14 protein-coding genes and 1 pseudogene are annotated in these 17874 nt (G+C 67.8%); 9 read left to right on the forward strand and 6 right to left on the reverse strand.

The window, feature by feature from the left end; genetic code table 11:
* The first annotated feature begins 204 nt into the window (after positions 1–204).
* A complete protein-coding gene (locus tag D9599_RS28265; RefSeq protein ID WP_198384643.1) occupies positions 205–1152 on the forward strand; it encodes an IS110 family transposase in 948 nt (315 codons plus the stop codon).
* A gap of 168 nt (positions 1153–1320) precedes the next feature.
* On the opposite strand, the pseudogene D9599_RS28270 reads toward D9599_RS28265, so the two are convergent.
* The 4 genes and pseudogenes from D9599_RS28270 to D9599_RS28285 all read right to left on the reverse strand — a co-directional run bounded on the left by D9599_RS28270 (position 1321) and on the right by D9599_RS28285 (position 6339).
* Positions 1321–2434, reverse strand: a pseudogene (locus D9599_RS28270) (IS630 family transposase).
* A gap of 251 nt (positions 2435–2685) precedes the next feature.
* Positions 2686–2946 (reverse strand): hypothetical protein, encoded by a 261-nt coding sequence (locus D9599_RS28275; protein ID WP_198384630.1) that lies wholly within the window; start codon positions 2944–2946, stop codon positions 2686–2688.
* Positions 2947–3138: 192 nt separating this feature from the next.
* Positions 3139–4431, reverse strand: a complete 1293-nt coding sequence (locus tag D9599_RS28280; protein WP_309228742.1) for a sulfite oxidase — start codon at positions 4429–4431, stop codon at positions 3139–3141.
* Between the two features lie 792 nt (positions 4432–5223).
* Positions 5224–6339 (reverse strand): tripartite tricarboxylate transporter substrate binding protein, encoded by a 1116-nt coding sequence (locus D9599_RS28285; RefSeq protein ID WP_309228743.1) that lies wholly within the window; start codon positions 6337–6339, stop codon positions 5224–5226.
* Here D9599_RS28285 and D9599_RS28290 point away from each other — a divergent pair.
* Positions 6334–7122 (forward strand): amidohydrolase family protein, encoded by a 789-nt coding sequence (locus D9599_RS28290; protein ID WP_198384633.1) that lies wholly within the window; start codon positions 6334–6336, stop codon positions 7120–7122. The genes D9599_RS28285 and D9599_RS28290 overlap by 6 nt on opposite strands.
* Positions 7123–7402: 280 nt before the next feature.
* On the opposite strand, the gene D9599_RS28295 is transcribed toward D9599_RS28290, so the two are convergent.
* Positions 7403–8746, reverse strand: a complete 1344-nt coding sequence (locus D9599_RS28295; protein ID WP_198384634.1) for an amidohydrolase family protein — start codon at positions 8744–8746, stop codon at positions 7403–7405.
* A 656-nt stretch (positions 8747–9402) separates the two neighbouring features.
* Positions 9403–9930 (reverse strand): helix-turn-helix transcriptional regulator, encoded by a 528-nt coding sequence (locus tag D9599_RS28300; RefSeq protein WP_198384635.1) that lies wholly within the window; start codon positions 9928–9930, stop codon positions 9403–9405.
* Positions 9931–10213: 283 nt separating this feature from the next.
* Between D9599_RS28300 and D9599_RS28305 the strand changes: the two genes are divergently transcribed.
* From D9599_RS28305 to D9599_RS32370, 7 genes are all read left to right on the forward strand, one after another.
* A complete protein-coding gene (locus D9599_RS28305) occupies positions 10214–11119 on the forward strand; it encodes a hypothetical protein (RefSeq protein WP_198384636.1) in 906 nt (301 codons plus the stop codon).
* A 37-nt stretch (positions 11120–11156) separates the two neighbouring features.
* The gene (locus D9599_RS28310; RefSeq protein WP_198384637.1) at positions 11157–12503 is read left to right on the forward strand and encodes a hypothetical protein; all 1347 of its coding nucleotides are present in this window, start codon (positions 11157–11159) and stop codon (positions 12501–12503) included.
* Positions 12504–12507: 4 nt separating this feature from the next.
* Entirely contained in the window at positions 12508–13092 is a 585-nt protein-coding gene (locus tag D9599_RS28315) for a hypothetical protein (RefSeq protein ID WP_198384638.1), read from the forward strand.
* Complete coding sequence (locus D9599_RS28320) at positions 13082–14401, forward strand: hypothetical protein (protein ID WP_198384639.1); 1320 nt, start codon at positions 13082–13084, stop codon at positions 14399–14401. The genes D9599_RS28315 and D9599_RS28320 overlap by 11 nt, the downstream gene beginning before the upstream one ends.
* 41 nt (positions 14402–14442) lie before the next feature.
* Positions 14443–15609, forward strand: a complete 1167-nt coding sequence (locus D9599_RS28325) for a hypothetical protein (protein WP_198384640.1) — start codon at positions 14443–14445, stop codon at positions 15607–15609.
* Positions 15610–15615: 6 nt separating this feature from the next.
* Positions 15616–16446 carry an amidohydrolase family protein gene (locus D9599_RS28330; protein ID WP_198384641.1) on the forward strand — a complete coding sequence of 277 codons (831 nt, stop codon included), beginning with the start codon at positions 15616–15618 and terminating at the stop codon, positions 16444–16446.
* A gap of 71 nt (positions 16447–16517) precedes the next feature.
* Positions 16518–17591 (forward strand): Tox-REase-5 domain-containing protein, encoded by a 1074-nt coding sequence (locus D9599_RS32370; protein ID WP_198384642.1) that lies wholly within the window; start codon positions 16518–16520, stop codon positions 17589–17591.
* The last annotated feature ends 283 nt before the right edge of the window (positions 17592–17874 follow it).

A 17874-nucleotide genomic window follows, 5' to 3' on the forward strand; every position in this document is an offset into this window, starting at 1 on the left:
TGTCTGATGATGTCCCCGCCCTTTCCGGCAAAGATGGGGTGCTGCCGACGAGGTGCGAACTCGCCGGCAGCGGGAGGGGACGGGTCGTGAAAATGCTGGCCGTGATGGGCCGAGCTAGAGTGTGACCGCCCCTTTCTTTTCCTCGTGGCCTGAACGGATACCCGGGCGTCATGGCCCGGATGACAAGCAAAGGACGTGGAAAAGATGCCTCCGACCGTAGCGCAGACTGCTGGCGTCGACATCTCCAAAGCAACCCTCGACGTCTATCTCCACCCCGACGCCATAGCCCGGCAGTTTCCCAACACCGTGGCTGGCGTCGTGGACCTGCTGTCATGGCTCGAACAACGGCCGATCCACCATGTCATCTTCGAGCCAACAGGTGCCTATCACCACCGACTTGAACGCCGGCTCGGCACCGCCGGCGTGCCCATGGTCAAGGTCAACCCACTGCAGGCCAGACGCTTCGCCGAAGCTATCGGGCAGCGCGCCAAGACCGACGCCGTCGATGCCGCCATGCTCGCCCGTTTCGGCGCGCTGGATGCACTGCAAGTCAGGCCGATGGTCAGCCAGACGCTCAGCGACATGAAGGAGCTGCTCGTTGCCCGGCGCGGCCTAGCCAAGGACCGCGTCGCCGCGTCCAACCGGAACCACACTCACCGTGCGCCACTGCTCAAGCGGCTCGCCGATCGGCGACTGCGCCAGGTTGAACGCCAGATCGCCGCCATCGATGCCGCTTTGCGCACTCTCTGCCAGGCCGATGCTGAACTGAAGGCCCGCTTCGATATCCTTGTCAGCATCCCAGCGATTGGCGAGGCGACCGCACTGGCCATGCTCATCGAGATGCCGGAGCTCGGCACGATGGACAACAAGCGCGCGGCCAGCCTGGCCGGCCTTGCTCCGGTCGCCCGCGATTCAGGACAGCACAGCGGCAAGCGCTTCATCCGGGCCGGTCGCGCCCACCTACGTCAGGCCCTCTATATGCCAGCCCTAGTGGCGATCCGTTTCAACGCGGACATGAAGACCAAGTATCAGGCCCTCGTCGCTACCGGAAAGCCGCCCAAGGTTGCGATCACCGCTGTCATGCGGAAGCTCATCATCCTCGCCAACGCGCTGCTCCGCGAACACCGAAGCTGGACGCCAAAGCCCGCTTGACCAACACAGATACTCTAGCCTCATTCTCCACAAATATCTCGATCCTTTGGGCGCGAGATGAGAGCCGTTTTCTTTCTCTGGGGAGGCTGTTATTTCTGAAGCTTGAGACCTGCGCGATTTGACCCACAAGGTTTAGCGCATTGTATTTTCACATTCCTTGGTGTCTGCCTAGTGTCCCGAATCTGAAGTTCGCGCTGTTTCTGCGATTAGTGGGGTGTTCCGGACGCATAAGCGCTCGATGCTGGCAAGGATGTCGTCGGCGGACTTGGTCCAGCGGAAGGGCTTCGGGTCGGCGTTGTGGTGCTCGATGAAGCGACTAATGGCGTCCTGCAGGGCGGCGACGCTGTAGTGGATGCCACGCCTGATCTGACGCTCGGTGAGGAGCCCGAAGAAGCGCTCAATCTGGTTCAACCAGGATGAACTGGTGGGCGTCAGGTGGACGTGCCAGCGCGGCCGCTTGGCCAGCCAGTTCCGGACCAGTGGTGTCTTGTGGGTGGCGTAGTTGTCCATGACGAGGTGCACGTCGAGATCGGAGGGCACGGCGGCCTCGATCTCGTCGAGGAAGCGGCGGAACTCGCTCGCGCGATGGCGCGGGTAGCACTTGCCGATCACGTGGCCGGTGGCGATGTCGAGGGCGGCGAACAGCGACGTCGTGCCATGGCGGGTGTAGTCGTGGCTGCGTCGTGCGAGCTGTCCAGGACGCAGCGGCAGCATCGGCTGGCTGCGGTCGAGCGCCTGGATCTGGCTCTTCTCATCCACGCACAGCACCAGGGCATGCGCGGGCGGCGAGACGTAGAGGCCGACAACGTCGCGCACCTTGGCCACGAAGTCTGGATCAGTCGAGAGCTTGAAGGTCTCCAGCCGGTGCGGCTGCAGGCCAAAGGCGCGCCAGATGCGCTTGGACTGTGGAGACGGACAGGCCGGAGACACGTGCCATGCCGCGTGAGCTCCAGTGTGTCGCGTCCGGCGGTTGGCTCTCCAGCGTGCGCACGATCACCGCCTCGATCCGCTCATCCTCCACCGTCCGCGGCGCACCCGACCGGGGCTCGTCCCGCAGACCATCCAGGCGCTGCTCGGCAAAGCGGCGGCGCCATTTGGCAACGGTTGCTGCATCCACGCCCAGCCGGGTTGCCACCAGCTTGTTCTGCTCGCCCTCGGCGCAGGCCAGCACGATGCGGGCGCGCGCAGCCTGCGCCTGAGCCGTGCTGCGACGTCTCGCCAGTGCCGAAAGCTCCGCCCGCTCCGCTTCACTCAGCTCCAGAGCAATTGCGCGCCGGCCCATCCCGACCTCCTGAACCGGCCGGAAACTCTCCTACCTTCCAACAGCTGAATACAAGAGCGAACTTCTGGTTCAGCACACTAGCCTCAGAGTTGGTGTTGCTGTTACCCAGGAAACCACTTCGCCGCGCAAGACACACCTCTCACCTAAACCTTTGCTCGACATGGAGCGGTCCGGCACGCCCAGGGCCGCTTCACGCGAGGCAACCTTGAACAGTGTGGCAGACCGATCAGGAACCTTGCGAGGCAAAGGGTCTAATCAGTCAGAAAGGGATTCCTGGAACCCCGCCGCCGTTGCTCCTGAGGCGGAAAAGCGCCGGCGAGATAGTCGACGATGAGCCGGCGCTCCTCACCTTCCAAGAGCGGCATTCCATGCCGCTCCGTCATCCAGTCCATCAGCTCATCCCATCGATCCCGGGACAGGCGCGAGCGGCGAATGACAGCAGTGCTATGGCAAGCGGTGCAGCGGTAGAACGCTTCCTCCCGGCCATGTCCCTCCGGCAAGGCTTCAGGCATCTCCGTCATCTGGTCGAGGGTGGCCGTTTGCTCCGGCCGTTGCCGCAAAGCTGGCGGCGATGCGGTTGATGCAGACTCAGCAGCAACGTGACCGGTCGAGAAGCTGCTCGCCAGGAGTACCAGAAGCGCGAGGACACCTGCGGACGCGGCAGCGATCGTCTTAGGTGCGCTGGAACGGCATGGCATCTCGCCTTAACCGACCATGATCGCCGCGCGGCTGACTGCGTTGCTGCCGTAGCCCTGCGGGTTCCAGTTCGCGGCAATATGCGGCTGCATCAGCCCGTCGCTGTCGGTGGCACGGTACCATACCTCGAAGTAGCCATCTGAGGGCAAGTCCACGCGCCCTGACCAGCGCTGCCAGGCGTATCGGTTGGACGGCGGATCCGTTCGCATCTCCCGCCAAGTCGCGCCGAAATCTATCGAGGCATGCACCGCCCGCACGGTCTTGTCGCCTGCCCAGGCGTGCCCACGCAGGTTGACCTCCCGTGTTCCGACCGGGAGCCGAGTGCCATGCGACAGGTTTGTCAGGATCGAGCGCACTGGCATTGATTCGAGTTCCCGAAACTCACTTCCGTCATTGCGGCTACCCGGCACGATGGGTCGCACGGGGACGCGGTAGCTTGTGCCACCCATCCCTTGGCCATCATGTGGGCGATCCCGGATCCATATCCGCGTCAGCCACTTCTGGCTGAGCGAACCCGGCCAGCCAGGCGTGACGAGCCGCACCGGAGCGCCGTGGATCAGAGGGATGAGCTGCCCGTTCATGCGGATCGCGACCAGCGTGTCCTCGTCCTGCGCCTTCTCGATGCGCATCCCGCGACTGATCGCCTGCCGCTCCTGGTCGCCGGAGAGATGCGGGTCTGCCCCGTAATGGCCGGTGAACTTCGCGCTTTCCTTTAGCCCAGCGGCGAGGAGCAGGTCGCGCAGGCGCACGCCGGTCCATTCGGCGCAGGAGACGGCGCCGTTGCCCCACTGATTGCCGCGGGTCTCGGGCGAGAAAAACGACCGGCCATTGCCGCCGCATTCCAGCTGCAAACGCCGTGTCACCAGCGGGAAGCGACCGCCTTCCAACTCGCCCACCGTCAGCTCGAGGGGCCGGTTCACCTCTCCATCAATACGGATCTTCCAAGTGCGTGGATCAGAGGGGGCATCGGGCACCTGCCCATTGTTGCGGACGAACATCTTCTCCGCCGGAGTAACATCGTCGTCGAGCAGCGTCTCCGGTGTCTCCGCGTTCAGCGGCCGCTCGCCCTGCAGAATGAGCGGCGCCTTACCCTCAAGCTGGACCATGCGGGGCCCGCCTTCTGCGGAGGTCGGTTGGGCAAGCGCGGCTGGCAGCAATCCACCTGGCAAGCGGGCGGCGAAGGGGATAGTGGCGCCGAGCGCAGCGCCCATTGCGCCGAGGGCAGCACCCTGAAGTGCGCCACGGCGCCCCCAGACCAGCGCATCAGACCGCTCCGGATCGTCCTGATAGAGCTCGCGCACAGAACGCTCTGCTTTGCCAAGGAAGGGCATGAGCTTCGTCTCCTCCGTTCGTTCTTCGTATGGTGAAGGCTGGACGTAGGGTGCCATCGGCTGCCCTGTCACCGCAACGCCGTGCGCTGACCTCAGCAACCCGCCAAAAAGGTCAGCCGGATACTCGGACAATGATCCGCACGTGCATCTGATTGGCACCTCGACGTACTCGGCTCTAATGCAGCTTTCCTTTGACATGTCGGGCAGCCAGGTCGCAGGCTTGGCCGAAGCTGGGAAAACAGAGGGAGTACGGTCATGTACCTCCCCCTTAGACGCTACGCCGACGCGGGACCGCGGGTGCACGAGGTCGCTCTCCGTATTGAGGCAGGGCTGGTACCTATCCTGAGAAGATCATCCGGCTTCAAGGGGTTACTGCACCTTTGCCAGCGAGGCTGGGGACGGCGTTTCCACGACCCTTTCTGACAGTGAGGAGCAGGCGACCCGCGCGAACGACGAAGCCCGGAAGTGGGTGAGTGGCGCCGGTTGACCCGGACGAAGCGCCGCGAGACCTCAGCGCGGGAGAAGGCGCATGCCTGGTGACGATCTACCTCCCCGAGAACGGGCGCCTCCCCCGGCCGCTGGCCTCAGCGTCGAGGGGACCGCCACCAAGGCACCGGACGAAGACTGACGTGGATGAGGGTGTCACCAGCCTGCGTGTCCATGTTCAACACTGACCGACGACCGTTGATGAGTGGCGAACACCCCCAATCTCCTTCTAGATCGGCACATGGGGCCAAGCGACAGCGCTGGCTCACAATGGGGCTATGTTCGTCCTAGGGCTGCCCGAAGCGCATCGATGACGCCATCTGTTGCAGCCTGGAAGCCCGGCCCATCGAGGTATCCGTTCATCGCGCCAGTCCTCTCAAGGAAGCTGCGCCAGACCGGCGTCTGCATGCTCTGCCGGAAGCGATCGTGCAGCGTCGAGTAGGCATCGTCAGACAAGCCGGCTGGCGCGCAGAGGCCCTTCATGTTCTCGACCTCCACGTTCCATCCGAGTTCCCGTAGCGTCGGCACTTCGGCGTAGCCCGGCAGACGCTCTGCTGAGGCTACGCCAAGCGGGCGAATATCACCGCTCTCCGCCAGACCCGCCATTTCCTCGGGTGCCAGGACGGCGAGTTCGACCGTGTTAGAGAGCAGTGCTTGCAGGGACGGTCCACCGCCAGTGTATGGCACGTGCAGCAGCTCTATGCCGGCCGCTTGCGATAGCAGCACGAAAACTGCGTGATAGATCGAACCCTGTCCTGACGAAGCATGCGAGACGGTTCCCGGACTCTGGCGCGCAGCTTCCACGACGGCGCGCAGATCACGGAAACGGCTGCTGCGGGCGGCAACAATCAGCAGAGGCTGGCGTGTCAGCCGGATGATCGCACGAAAGGAGCGCTTCGGGTCATAAGGAAGGTCGCGGAAGGCCGGCAAAGAGGTGCTCTCGCTGCCCCCGCCGACGAGAAGGTTCAACCCATCCGGTGCTAGGCCAGCGACATTTTGGGCGGCGATCGCGCCACCGGCACCTGGGCGGTTGATCACCACAATCGGTGCTGGAAAGAAGGGCAAGGCAGCCTCCGCGATGGCACGGGCTGCGAGGTCCGCGCCACCACCCGGTGCGAAGCCGACAATGAGCTGGATGGGCCGGGTCGGCTCCCAGGCTGCCTTCGCGTTATCGTATACGCTGGCCGCAGTAAGCGCTGCAGCGCTCGCCAGAGTAGACCTGCGTCTCAGCACCGCTGCCTCCCGATCCCCGTTTTGCGAGAAGGATAAGGCTGGGCTGCACCGATGGACAACCGGTGGCGGACGAGCTTGGGTACTCCCGAAGAGGAGGAACGCTTGCCAGATCAGCCCCGCTTTACCATCCCAGCAGGCGCCGTGGATTGCCACATGCACGTCTACGGCCCGTCGGAGCGTTACCCTGTTGCGGTTACCAGCCCCTCCCCCGTTCCCCGCAACAGTAGCCTTTCAGCCTATAGGGAGGTGCAAGCGCGGCTTGGCCTGGGAAGGACGGTCGTCGTCCAGCCCACGGCTTATGGCATCGACAATGCCTGCACGCTCGACGCGGTGGCCGAGCTCGGCCTTGGATCCGCACGAGCCGTGGTGGCCGTAACTCCGGAGACCTCGGAAGACGAGCTCCTGCGTCTGCACGCGGCGGGTGCTCGGGGGGCAAGGGCGTTTATGCTTGGCGGTGGGCCGGTAGCGTGGGAGCGGTTGCCTGACCTCGCCGCGCGTGTCGCTCCTCATGGCTGGCACGTGCAGTTACAGTTCGACGGTGGCGAGATGCTGGAGCGTGAGCGGCTCATCCAAAGCCTGCCCTGCCCCGTGGTCATCGACCATGTTGGTCGATTCCACGAACCCGTACCGCCCGATGCGCCGTCGGTCAGGGCGTTGTTGCGGCTGCTGGAGGGTGGCCGCACCTGGGTGAAGCTCTCGTCACCCTACGGCGTGTCACGCAGCGGACCGCCTGGGTACGCAGATGTATCAGCGATCGCCCGAGCTCTCATTGCCACAGCGTCAGATCGTCTGGTCTGGGGTTCCAACTGGCCCCATCCCAACGCCCCCGAGCCTAAACCAGATGAGGCACCACTCCTCGACCTTCTCACCGAATGGGCGCCCGAGATGACGACGCGCCAAGCCATTCTCGTGACCAACCCCACAAAGCTTTATGACTTCTAGCTAGGCACAAAGGCACAGCACCGGGACAAGTTGTTTTGAGAGTCTGCTGCCCTCCGCCGGACGGGTGCCCGACTTGGCCATCCATTCGCCGCCGTCGGGTTCCAGAGAACGGACGCATAACCCGGACTGCCAGAAAGCCTTGAGAGCTGGGAAGCAGGATCGAATCAGGCGGACTGGAAGCCACCTCCGCCAAGCTCCCAGGACCCACGCCCCGGCTCTTGGTGGCCGGGGTAAGGAGAGGGTTAGCGCCCTCTCCGTGGCCCAGTGGTTCCGAAAAGGATCAAGTGATCGGCCCCGCCACTTCCCGTCCGGCCTGATAGACGCGTGCGATACGGCGCGTGTTCCGAATGTTGGCCAACGGGTCAGCCTCCAGCACCACGAGGTCCGCGCGCAGCCCGTCCCGCACGCTGCCGCGGTCGGTGAGGCCGAGTAGCTGGGCGGAGCGGGCCGTGGCGATGTCGAGGGTTTGGGCAGCGGTGAGGCCGGCTTCAACCATCAGTTCCAGTTCCCGGTGCTCGGCGAAGCCCTGAACGCGGAGCGGGGTGCCGCCGGAGTCCGTGCCGAAGGCGACAGGAACACCGGCGTCATGGATGCGCTTCAGGTTCAGCTTGTTGATCCGCACGTCGGAGCGGCGCGGCGCGGCGCGACCGAGCTGCGCGGTGCGCCGAGCCGGGTCCTGCATGCGGGCGATCATCCCGGTGCTGAGCGCGGCACGGAGGAAGGGGTCCTCGATGATGGCAGGGTTGTCGGCATAGATGTACTCGGCCTCGTCGATCTGGATCGTCGGGATGTACCAGGTGCCGCGGTCGCGCATGGAGGCGAGGAGGCCGTCATCGATCTCCTTGTCGCGGATGCCATGTGCGAGGACGTCCACGTCGGCCTCCACTGCCAAGCGGGCTTGAGAGAGGTCGTGGATATGGGCCGCGACCTTCAGCCCTCGCGCGTGGGCCGCCTCCACGGCGGCGCGGGCCATGTCGGGCGTCATCTGCGGCACGGTGTCGCCCAGACCATCGATCCAGATCTTTACGAGATCGATGCCCTTGTCCGCGAGGTCGTTCACGCCCTGGCGCATGGCGGCGGGATCGGCCGGGCGGATGACTTGGTCGTCGGATAGGTTCATGGGTCCGGCGGGCGGCGCGCCCTCGGGCATGCCGAGGCCTGGGCCGGCGCCGAGGAGAAGAGCGCCGGGAAGGCGGCCGGCGCGGCTCTCGGCACGGAGCGCGTGAAAGAGGGGAGCATTGAGGCCGAGCGAGGCGGCGGCACCGATGCCGAACGCCTGGTAGCGGCGAAGCTGCGCCTCGACGTTCTCGCGCGTGTAGTACTGGCGGCCGGAAGTGTCGCCGGATGTGTGGCCGATATGGGAGTGAGCCGCGATCAGCGCCGGGATGACATAGCGGCCTGTGAGATCCACGCGCTGCGCCCCGTTCGGTGCGGCGTCGGCGCCGAGGATGCGAAGGGTGCCGTCAATCATTAACAGACGGGCGGGAGCCGTCATGGCGCGGCCGTCGAAGTAGCGGACGTTATCCAGCAGGATGGGAGGTGCCGCCTGGGCACCGGCGGGGTGCAGGCGTGCCAGGGGTAGTCCGGCAAGCGCGAGTGCGAAGCTGCGGCGGGCGAGACGCATGGACGTTTCCCTAAACCGGTGCTTTGCGGAAGGATGCGCGCCCTCCACCCGGCCGTCCACCGGTGTTTACCCGGCCTACCATGCTACGGCACCTGGCTTGAGCCACGCTCCAAAGCTGCCGTTCCGCTACTGGCTAGACCCGGACATCCAGGCGGCGAAGCTCAAGGTGAGCGAGGCCGATCGGCACCTGAGCCTCAAGCCTTCCGACTACCCGCGCCACAGCCGTATGCGTCCATATCGCCCCTCCTCGTGGTGTCGCCGCCCCTCTCTTCGTCAGCGCGCGTGCCAAGCCCTGGTGTGTGGTGACGCCCTCGTCGCGGAGGGCTCCCAAATTTAAAGCAGGGCGGTGTGCGGTCCGGATCGCTTCCTGCTGGCGCTCCTCTGCGGTTTCGGCGGCCCCCACGCTCGGTCTCCGCCCAGCAACGCTCCCCTCACCCGCGCCGCTACCAGTGCCGCCCGCATGCGCCCCGAGATCAACTCCCGCTCCTTCTACGCCATGGCTGCTCGCCATCGCCGCAGCCAGTGTCGGTGCGCTTTCGTTAGCTCTGGCGCCCCCACGATGCGTCCCGCCAGGTACCGCTGAATGCGGGCGTTATTGCGGGTCCGGCGGCCTCCTCTGTGACGTCAAGGAAGCCGCCGGGCTGAGGAAGCGCCGTTCAAGCCGGGGCACGCCCCGCATGGCCTTGGGCCAGCCCGGGCATGGTGCCGGCAGCCTTGCCGTGCCCGTTCTGCGCGTTGGCCCACCGCGCCTCGGCTTCCAGCACGGAGGCTCTTCTGGCTTGGGCCGCAGCCCCCCCGACCCGGGCAATCATTGCCGCACGAGAGTTGACGCCCAGCTTAGCGAAGATCCGGCGCAGATGCGTGGCGACCGTCCATGCGCTGATATCCAGCATCGCGCCGATGCACTTGTTGGGCAGGCCGTTCGCCACGAGGCGGATGATCTCCGCCTCACGCGGACTGAGGCGAACGTCGTCCGCCAGCCGCCGCCGCGTCAACGCGTAGCGGAAGCCATCCAGATCGAAGCTCACCAGCGTTTCCTGCCCGTCCTCCTCCAGCGCCGTGGTCTGCGTCAGGACGAGGCTGTCCAGCGCTTCCATGATCGTGTCCAGGATGGGCCGGGCCTGCCGGGTAGGCGCCTTCGCCTCCGCGATCGGAAGGGCGATGGTGCCCTGCGGTTGCGCCATGGCTTTCCCTCCTTTGCCGCTGTCCACGGAGACTTCCTCAGCGGTCGCTACCCACCCGGGCGCTTTCCAGTTCGGACCATCCCGGCCCCAGCGCGAGACCACAAGGAACAATATTAGGAAATCCAGTTTAGCAACTGTGCGTTGTGTTACGAGCCGGTTCCTAGTCGCTCATCCATGCGAAACACCGATGGGTGAGACGCGCGCGTGTTCCCCGGCACGTGCGGCTCGCGCAGGCTCACCGCGGCACGCTTTCCTGCCCGGATCGAACCCAGCGGAGGCTGCGATGAGCACCGGGACAATGTACGAGCTTCAGGGCGAGTTCAGCCCGTTGCATGAACGGCCCGATCCCGAATTCGGCCGCTTCCTCAAGCGCGCCTTCAAGACCCTGGCTCCGATGGCCGCGCGCCTGGTGGTCGGCGCGATCCCTGGAGTGGGCGCCGTTGCGGGTCCGATCGCGGGCAATCTCGTCCGCTCCCTTACGCGCGAGCAGCAGGAGCAGCTCGAGGCCGCGCTGCACGAACTGGGCTCGGGCGCGAGCGGCGAGGCCTTCGGAGAGTTCGGCGAATTCGGGGAACAGGAAGGCGAGTTCAATCCGGAGACGATGTACGGAGAGATGTCGGGCGAGATGACCCATGAGTTCGCCGGCGCCCAGGAGTGGAGCGGCGAGGGCGAGTACAGCCACGAGCTGGGCAGCCTGGGCGAGTTCGGGGAATTCAACGAGGGCGAGTTGCAACCTGAGGGCGAGATGGGCTTCGCCGGGGCTGGCGCGCAGGGTGAGATGGCGCTGATGGAGCAGATCGCGCACGAGGCGGCGGCAGCCCATAGCGGCGTGGCAGCCGAGGCGCTGGCGGGCAGCCTGGTGCCGCTGGCCACGCGCCTCGCCCGGGCCGGCGCCCCGGCGCTGCGCCGTGCGACACCCGCGCTGGCCATGGCGGCGGGGCGGCTGGCGGGCGCGATGCGCCGCAACCCGGCCACGCGCCCGCTGGTGCGCGTGCTGCCCCATGTGCTGACGCGCACCGCCCAGGCGATGGCCCGCGGCGCCGGCATGGGCCAGCCGATGCCGCCCCAGCGCGCCGTGCGCATCATGGCCGGGCAGACCTACCGCGTGTTCAACAAGCCGGACATCGCGATCAGCATCCTCGTCCGTAGCGGCCGGCGCCCCCGCGTGGCGATGCGGCGCGGTTATTGAGCGCTGCCCTTCCAAAGCTGCCACGAGGGCAGGAGCCATGCCGAGCCTCGCCGCCACCAACAGCCGAGAGGCCGCTCCCCGGGGCGCAGCCGGCCCAGTGCCGGGCGCCGCGGAATGGCGCGCGGGCGAGGCGGACCAGCTCACGCGTTGGATCCGCCTCCAATCCCCGACGGCGCTGCGTCACGCCGCGGCGCTGCGCCCCTTCCGGCGTGACGAGTTCGGCAGCGGCCCGGAGGCGCCGAGCGACGGCCACCTGGAGGCGGCGAACGCCCTGACAGGCGATCTCCGCCGCAACGTGCTCGCCATGTCGCGGGAGATCGCGCGCGCCTCCGCCGCCGCTGCCCGCGCGCCGGACCGTGCCGCGCTCGCGCGCCTGCTCGCCTCGCGCGAAGCCATGCTTGGCTGGGTACGCCGCGCCGAGGACATCTGGGGCTTCTACCTGGAGCTGTTCGGCCAGCGGCAGTCGCGCTTCGGCCCCATGCTGCTGGCCTGCGACCGCATCGCGCTGGACTGCTACCAATATGTCTACACGGGCATAGGACGCGCAAAGCCCGTGCCTTCCCCCGCGCCCTTCTGCTATATGGAAACCGGCCTTGGCCCAGCCACCTGGCGGCGCGGCATCGCCATGGCGAAGCTGGAGCGGCGGCCTAATCCCTTTCCGCTGATCCAGCTTCCGCACCACCGCCTGGTCAATCCCTGGACGCTCGGCGCCGTGCTGCATGAGAGCGGGCACAACCTGCAATCCGACCTTGGCCTGTGGAAGGCCGTGCCGCTGGCGATCGCACAACGCCTGCTGGAGGCCGGGCTCTCCCCCGCTATCGCCAAGGTCTGGGCGCGCTGGCACCAGGAGACCTGGGCGGATCTGGTCGCAGTGCTGCTGGGCGGGCCGGAGATCGTGGCCTCCCTGATGGATGTCACCGCGCGCTCCGCCCGCAACACGCAGCGCTTCGACCCCGCCGGCGTGCACCCCACGCCCTGGCTGCGGATCCCCATCAATATCGAGCTTCTGCGTCGCATGGGCTTCGAGGAGCGCGCGCGCGGCTTCAAGCAGGCTTGGGACCGGCTCTATCCGCCGCCTCCGCCCGGCTCCATTCCGCGCGCGGTGCTGGACAGCTTTCCCCGGGCCTGCGAACTGGCGGTGGACGTTATCGCCTTTCAGCCCTTCCCGCAGCTCGGCGGCCGCAGCCTGGCCGGCTCCGTGCGCTTTGAGGCGCGCGACCAAGGGCTGGTGGAGGAGGCGGCGCGCCGTCTGGCGGAAAGCCGCGATCCCGGCATCGTGCCCGCCATCTTCCTCGTCGGCGCCGCGCGCCACGCGGTGGATCGCCGCTGGGCGCCGCCGGGCACGGTCGCGGGCAACTTCTATCGCGCCCTGGTCCGGAGATAGACCGATGACCATGGCCACCGCCTTCGAGGCCGTGCTGCTGGCGCTGGAGGAGCTGCGCGCCTGCGCCGGGGAGCGCCTGCACTGGGCCGTGCTGCACGCCCGCCCCGCAGGGGGGGAGCATGTTCTCGCCGGCCGCTACGAGGACGGGGCGACCGAGATGCTGGCGCTGGCTGAGGAGGCCGAGGCGGCCGGGCTGCGCGGGGAGGCGGCGGCGGGCCTCGGCGCGGCGCTGGATCTCGGCGGCAGCGCCGAGGCGCTGGTCACACTTGGCCGCAGCGTGCGCGCCCTGTCGCGCCGCCTGCACGGCAGCCTCGCCTCGCCCGAAGCTCATGCGGCGCTTCAGGCGCTGGCGGGCAGCGAGGAAGGGCGTGACTGGGCTCCCTGGGCCCGCAGCGTGGCCGAGGCCTTGGGCCGTTGCCGCGAGCCCATGACCCGGCTGGAGGACCAGATGGCCGGGGCCTGGGAGGAATGGGCGGAGCTCGCCCTCGCGGCCGCGGCCAAGCCCCGTGCGGCGCGGCGCCCCCGCTCCCGAGGGCCGGGGTCGCCAGGACCAAAATCATCAGCAGGAGGGCAGCCCCATGTCGAATAGCAACAGCGGCCAGCAGGCGCCGCCCCTCGGCCCGGACGAGCGCGTGCTGGCCGCGCTTGAAACCATGGCCTTCACCGCTGTATCCCCCGCCGGGACGGGCGGGCTGGTGGCGGCGGGCGGCTCGCTGGACCTGATGCGGCTCGCGCAGCAGAGCATGGCGCGGGTGCTGGGCCTTTCGGCGGGCGGCGACCCGCGGCGCACGCTGGCGAGGCTGGCCGAGGTGTTCCCCGAAACCACCGGGAAGGGCGAGAGCGCTATCGGCTACCGCCCGCTCGGCGCGCAGCCGGTGGAGGGCCCGGCGGGCGCGCTGGTGGCTGGCGCCCAGGCCGTGTTCTTCCGGCAGGCGCAGGACATCCGGCAGAACATCAACGCCCTGCTGGACCAGTTGGAGCCGGTGGTGACCGACCCCGACGAGGAGGCTATCGAGAGCCTGACCGCTGCCTATCGCCGCACGCTGGACATGGTGGTGGAGGAGTTCGGCCGCGAGGGCGGCGGCGCCCCCGACCGCATCGCCCTCGGCGCCGAGCACCTCGCCAAGCTGCGCGCCGCGCTGGAGAAGGCGCTGGGACTTTCCAACGCCTTCGACCCGGACAGGCTGGACCTTGTGCTGCTGGAGAAGGAAGGCGTGGGCGAAACGATGCGGATGCTGCAATCCCAGACCGACCAGCTGACCGATGACCTCCGCAAGAGGTACGAGAAGAACGTGCTGGGTGGCATCGGCACGCTCTTCGCGCGCCTCACCTGGACCGTGCGCGCCATTCCCGCCTCTGTAGCCGAGGTGCGCACGGAGTTCGACGCGCTGCGGATCGATGAGGCGGACCGGCTGCTGATGCCGCTGAACGGCAGCAAGACCATGAACGCCGAGCTGCTGCTGCGCTGGTGTGAATCTGCCGCCGCCGGCTGGACCCAGGCCATGGCCGAGGGCCGCAGCATCAGCATCGGCCTGGTCCGGGCGGAGGCCGGGACGCTGGCCACGATGCTCGATCTGCTGCAGCGCCGGGCTTCCACCCTGCCCGGTGGCGGCCGCATCGTGGCGGCCCTGCAGGAGTTGGGCGAGCACGTGCTGGCCGTCGCGCAACTGGCAACGGAGATCGAGGGCAAAGCCGCCGGCGCCGGCCAGGCGAAGGCGCCGCGGAACAACCGCAACGCCTCCTCCGCCGCGGCGGGCGCACCGCCCGGGATAGCCAAGCCGCCCCGGAAGGTCGCGCCGGGCCGCGGAGGCACCGCCGCCCGGACGCAGCCAGGCAGCGGCCCGACCCCGCAGCCCAACCCCTCACCCGCGCCGTCCCCCGGCGGTTCGACGCCCTGAGCCGGGCGATCCTCGCAACAGAAGCCCCGGAGACCAGGGCCATGCCCCTACAGAACGGCAAGCAGCAGTTCCTGACGGAGAAGAAATACCAGCTCTCCCAAAGGCAGATCGCGGCCTTCCGCCAACGCCTGATCGACGAGAATGCTTCTGTGCTGGTGGCCAATCCGCAACTGGCGGACGTGCTGAACGGCATGGTCAACAACATGCTCGGCGCGCTGGAGGCGGAGGCGGACACGGCGACCCCGCCGGACAACGGGCTGGCCGGGCTGATCGGCATCGGGCCCGATGCCGGCACCGACCTGGGCCAAGCGCGGGTCACGCCCTCCGTGAAGCCCTATGACGAGCAGATGACGGCCGAGCGCGGCAGCGCCATGGCAGATTTTTACTATGTCCATCAGGCCGGGGAGATGGCCGGCACCTTCCGCGCGGTGATGACGCTGCAGGAGCTGTTCAAGGGCGGCGTGGTGCGTCTTTCGGACGGGCCGGGTGCCTACCGCCTTTACCAGTTCGATCGCAAGCAGGTGCTGCGCTACACCCAGCAGGAACGGCTGCAGGCCTATCTGCGCGCCTTCGGTTACCGCGCGCCGGTGCACGGCATGCCGCCGGGCGCGACCGTGCCGCCCGCCCGCTGGGCCAGCCCGAACACAGAGTTCCACGGGCTGTTCAACGCCTTCATTGCCGAGGTCGCGCGCTTCTTCCGCGACAAGCGCATCTCCGAGGTCGTGCGCGACCGCGCCAACGACCCGAGCTTCGGCAGCATCGCCACGGTCCGGCGTGCGGGGCTGGACCTGCGCTACAACGTCAAGAACTTCTCCTACGGCCATCTCAGCGTGTTGCGCGTGGAAACCCTGCAACTGCTGGAGGAAGCCTTCGAGATCCTCCAGGCCGAGGATGTGCGCGCCCTGTTCGGCGCCGAGAACGCCTGGGACGTGGTAGAGGACGTGCTGCGCCGCTACCATAAGGAGCAGATCAACGTCTCCCCTCGTTCCCGTATGGCGGTGGCGGGGCGAGACATCCTGCGCTGGCTGTCCCAGCCCTTCATCCTGACCGCCACGCGCGCCCAGTTCGAAGCTCTGGCGCAGGACATCGCCGAGGCCGCGGAGGAATGGCTGGCCAGCGCGCAGACGGTGGGCGTAGCCGTGGCGGTGCCGGATGCGGTGCGCGGCACGGGTGGTCCGCGCGGCACCCGCGCCCTGCTCGCGGGATAGCGTGCCGTGCCGCTGGATGGGTCGCCAGGAGGTCCAGGATCGGATGCTGGCGGAGCGATCGACGCGCACTGCCATGCCGGTACCGCCGATGGCCTGACCGACCCCTGGAACACGGACGCGCCACTGGGAAACTACCTCCGGCGCGCGCGGGCGGCGGGGATCGCGCGCACCGTGGTGTTCCCCGCATTCGACAGCGACTACCGCGCGGCGAATGCGCGATTGGCCGAGATCGTCCGCCGCCACGCGCCGCGGCTGATCGGCTTTGCCTTCGTGCATTGCCGGCGCGACAAGGGACGGATCGGCAGCATGGTCGCCGAAGCGGTGCGCCAGCACGGCTTTCGCGGCATCAAGGTGCACGGCTACGAGGCACTGCTGACGCGCGAGGCTTGCGAGGCCGCCCGCGCGTTCCGGATCCCTGTGCTGTTCGACGTCGTAGGGCGGGCGGAGGTAATGGACATGATCGCCCCACAGTATCCGGACGTGGATTTCATCGTTCCGCATCTCGGCAGCTTCGTCGATGACTGGCGCGCGCAGCAGCGCGTGGTGGACCAAATCGCGCGCCACCCCAACGTCTATGCCGACACCTCCGGGGTACGGCGCTTCGACTACGTGGTGCAGGCGATCCGGCGGGCGGGCCCGGGCAAGGTGATCTTCGGCTCCGACGGCCCATGGCTGCACCCCGGGCTGGAGCTGCACAAGGTGAAGCTGCTGGGCCTGCCACCAGCGGCGGAGGCGCAGGTGCTGGGCGGCAACATACGGCGCCTGCTGGCGCGCCACACCGAGGCCGCCGGACGGCAAGCCCCCCGGGTCCTGCCCTCCGGGGAGGCCTGGGCATGAGCGGCGGCCCGCCCATCCGAAAGAAGGATCTGGGTGCTGGCCGCCATGGTCCTCGCCGGGACTTGCGCGCAGTGTTCGACCGCATCTTCAGTACCGGCCGCCCGCAGGGCGTCTGGTCCTCGGATCAGGCGGCTCGGCGAGCGGCGGCGCGAGTTCCTGATCCGTCGCTGCCGGACCGCGTGCCACTAGCGCGCGGCGACGGCACGGTGTTCATCCCCCTGGCCGGCTTCGGCCTGCCGGGGCAGCGCCAGGTGCGCCAAGCCACGCCCGCCGGCGTGGGCGGCGGGAAGGTTCGCCAGCCGATCGGCGCCGGGCAGCCCGTGGGTGGGGTGCTCGTACGGCCGGCCACCCAGGCCTATTGGGCGCGTGGACCTAGCGGCGCCGTGCACACCTATCCCATGGCCCCGGTGTCGCAGCCCGGACCGGACGGGCGACTACCGAGCGGGGCGGCCAACCTTGGCTTGGGCCGTGCGCTGCGCGCCCTGCGCCGCTCGCCCCCGCTGCTGCCGCCCGGAGACGGGGACGACGATGACGAGGAGGTGCGGGGAGAGGCCCCCTGGCCAGTGCGGCGTCCTGATCCCCTGCTGGCGCACGAGATGCTGCTGGAGGCACGCGCCCGCGCTCCTCAGGCGGCGCTCGCCACAGCCTGCCGCAAGTTCGGGCCTGGGCAGCCAGGGCGATACGTCCCCAACCATCACCTGGGCCGCAACATGTGCCCCGCTGCCCGTGCCTACCAGCAGAAGGTTACGAAAGCATTGGCCACACACGACTATGTGGTTGTCCGCGCCGGGGAGCGAGCCGATTTCGACGGTTACGACGCGACGCGCTGCGTGCTGCTGGATGCCAAGCTCTGGCCGTGGGACGGCAAGCACGCGCAAGCGCTGCGCGTGTTGGATCCGCAGGAGCCGAAGCGCGTGCCCCCCAGCCCTGCCACCTATAGCTGGGCGCTGCGCGACGTGATTGGGCCGGTGATAGACCGTGCGCGGCGGCAGGCACGCGTGGCGGGCGGGAGGCCGATCGAGTGGCATGTCTCGGATGCAGGCACGGCGCGCCTGTTGCACCGGCTGATGGCAGTGACCTTTGGCTGCCCCTGCGGACCGCAGCGGTGCCTCTGTCCCATCAAGTTGCGCTACCACGCGCCATAAGAGCGCCTTCTCTAAACGGGTTGGCTGATGACTGGTTTGGCGGTCATGTCGCGGGCTCCTCACTCCTGTTCGCAGCAGGCGCGGAGCCGCTTTAAGCTAAGGCTAGGCAGGCAGGCAGGCAGGCAGGCAGGCAGGCAGGCAGGGTGGACCAAACGTCTAACGGCCAAGACAGCCTTGTTAACACCTTTGAGGACGTGACAGGTTACCGTTCGACGCATGGATGCGCTTCGAATGGCAGTCCTGGTCAACTTCAAGAAAAGTCAGCACGAGATGCTCCTCGCTT

The sequence above is a fragment of the Roseomonas sp. KE2513 genome, from assembly GCF_016107305.1.
Classification (GTDB): Bacteria; Pseudomonadota; Alphaproteobacteria; order Acetobacterales; family Acetobacteraceae; genus Roseomonas.

What these genes read in the sequence shown, in the direction of transcription:
- D9599_RS28265 (WP_198384643.1), top strand. Translation starts at nt 205, where the DNA reads ATGCCTCCGACCGTAGCGCAGACTGCTGGCGTCGACATCTCCAAAGCA.
- D9599_RS28275 (WP_198384630.1), bottom strand. Translation starts at nt 2,946, where the DNA reads ATGCCTGAAGCCTTGCCGGAGGGACATGGCCGGGAGGAAGCGTTCTAC.
- D9599_RS28290 (WP_198384633.1), top strand. Translation starts at nt 6,334, where the DNA reads ATGCACGTCTACGGCCCGTCGGAGCGTTACCCTGTTGCGGTTACCAGC.
- D9599_RS28295 (WP_198384634.1), bottom strand. Translation starts at nt 8,746, where the DNA reads ATGCGTCTCGCCCGCCGCAGCTTCGCACTCGCGCTTGCCGGACTACCC.
- D9599_RS28300 (WP_198384635.1), bottom strand. Translation starts at nt 9,930, where the DNA reads ATGGCGCAACCGCAGGGCACCATCGCCCTTCCGATCGCGGAGGCGAAG.
- D9599_RS28305 (WP_198384636.1), top strand. Translation starts at nt 10,214, where the DNA reads ATGAGCACCGGGACAATGTACGAGCTTCAGGGCGAGTTCAGCCCGTTG.
- D9599_RS28310 (WP_198384637.1), top strand. Translation starts at nt 11,157, where the DNA reads ATGCCGAGCCTCGCCGCCACCAACAGCCGAGAGGCCGCTCCCCGGGGC.
- D9599_RS28315 (WP_198384638.1), top strand. Translation starts at nt 12,508, where the DNA reads ATGACCATGGCCACCGCCTTCGAGGCCGTGCTGCTGGCGCTGGAGGAG.
- D9599_RS28320 (WP_198384639.1), top strand. Translation starts at nt 13,082, where the DNA reads ATGTCGAATAGCAACAGCGGCCAGCAGGCGCCGCCCCTCGGCCCGGAC.
- D9599_RS28325 (WP_198384640.1), top strand. Translation starts at nt 14,443, where the DNA reads ATGCCCCTACAGAACGGCAAGCAGCAGTTCCTGACGGAGAAGAAATAC.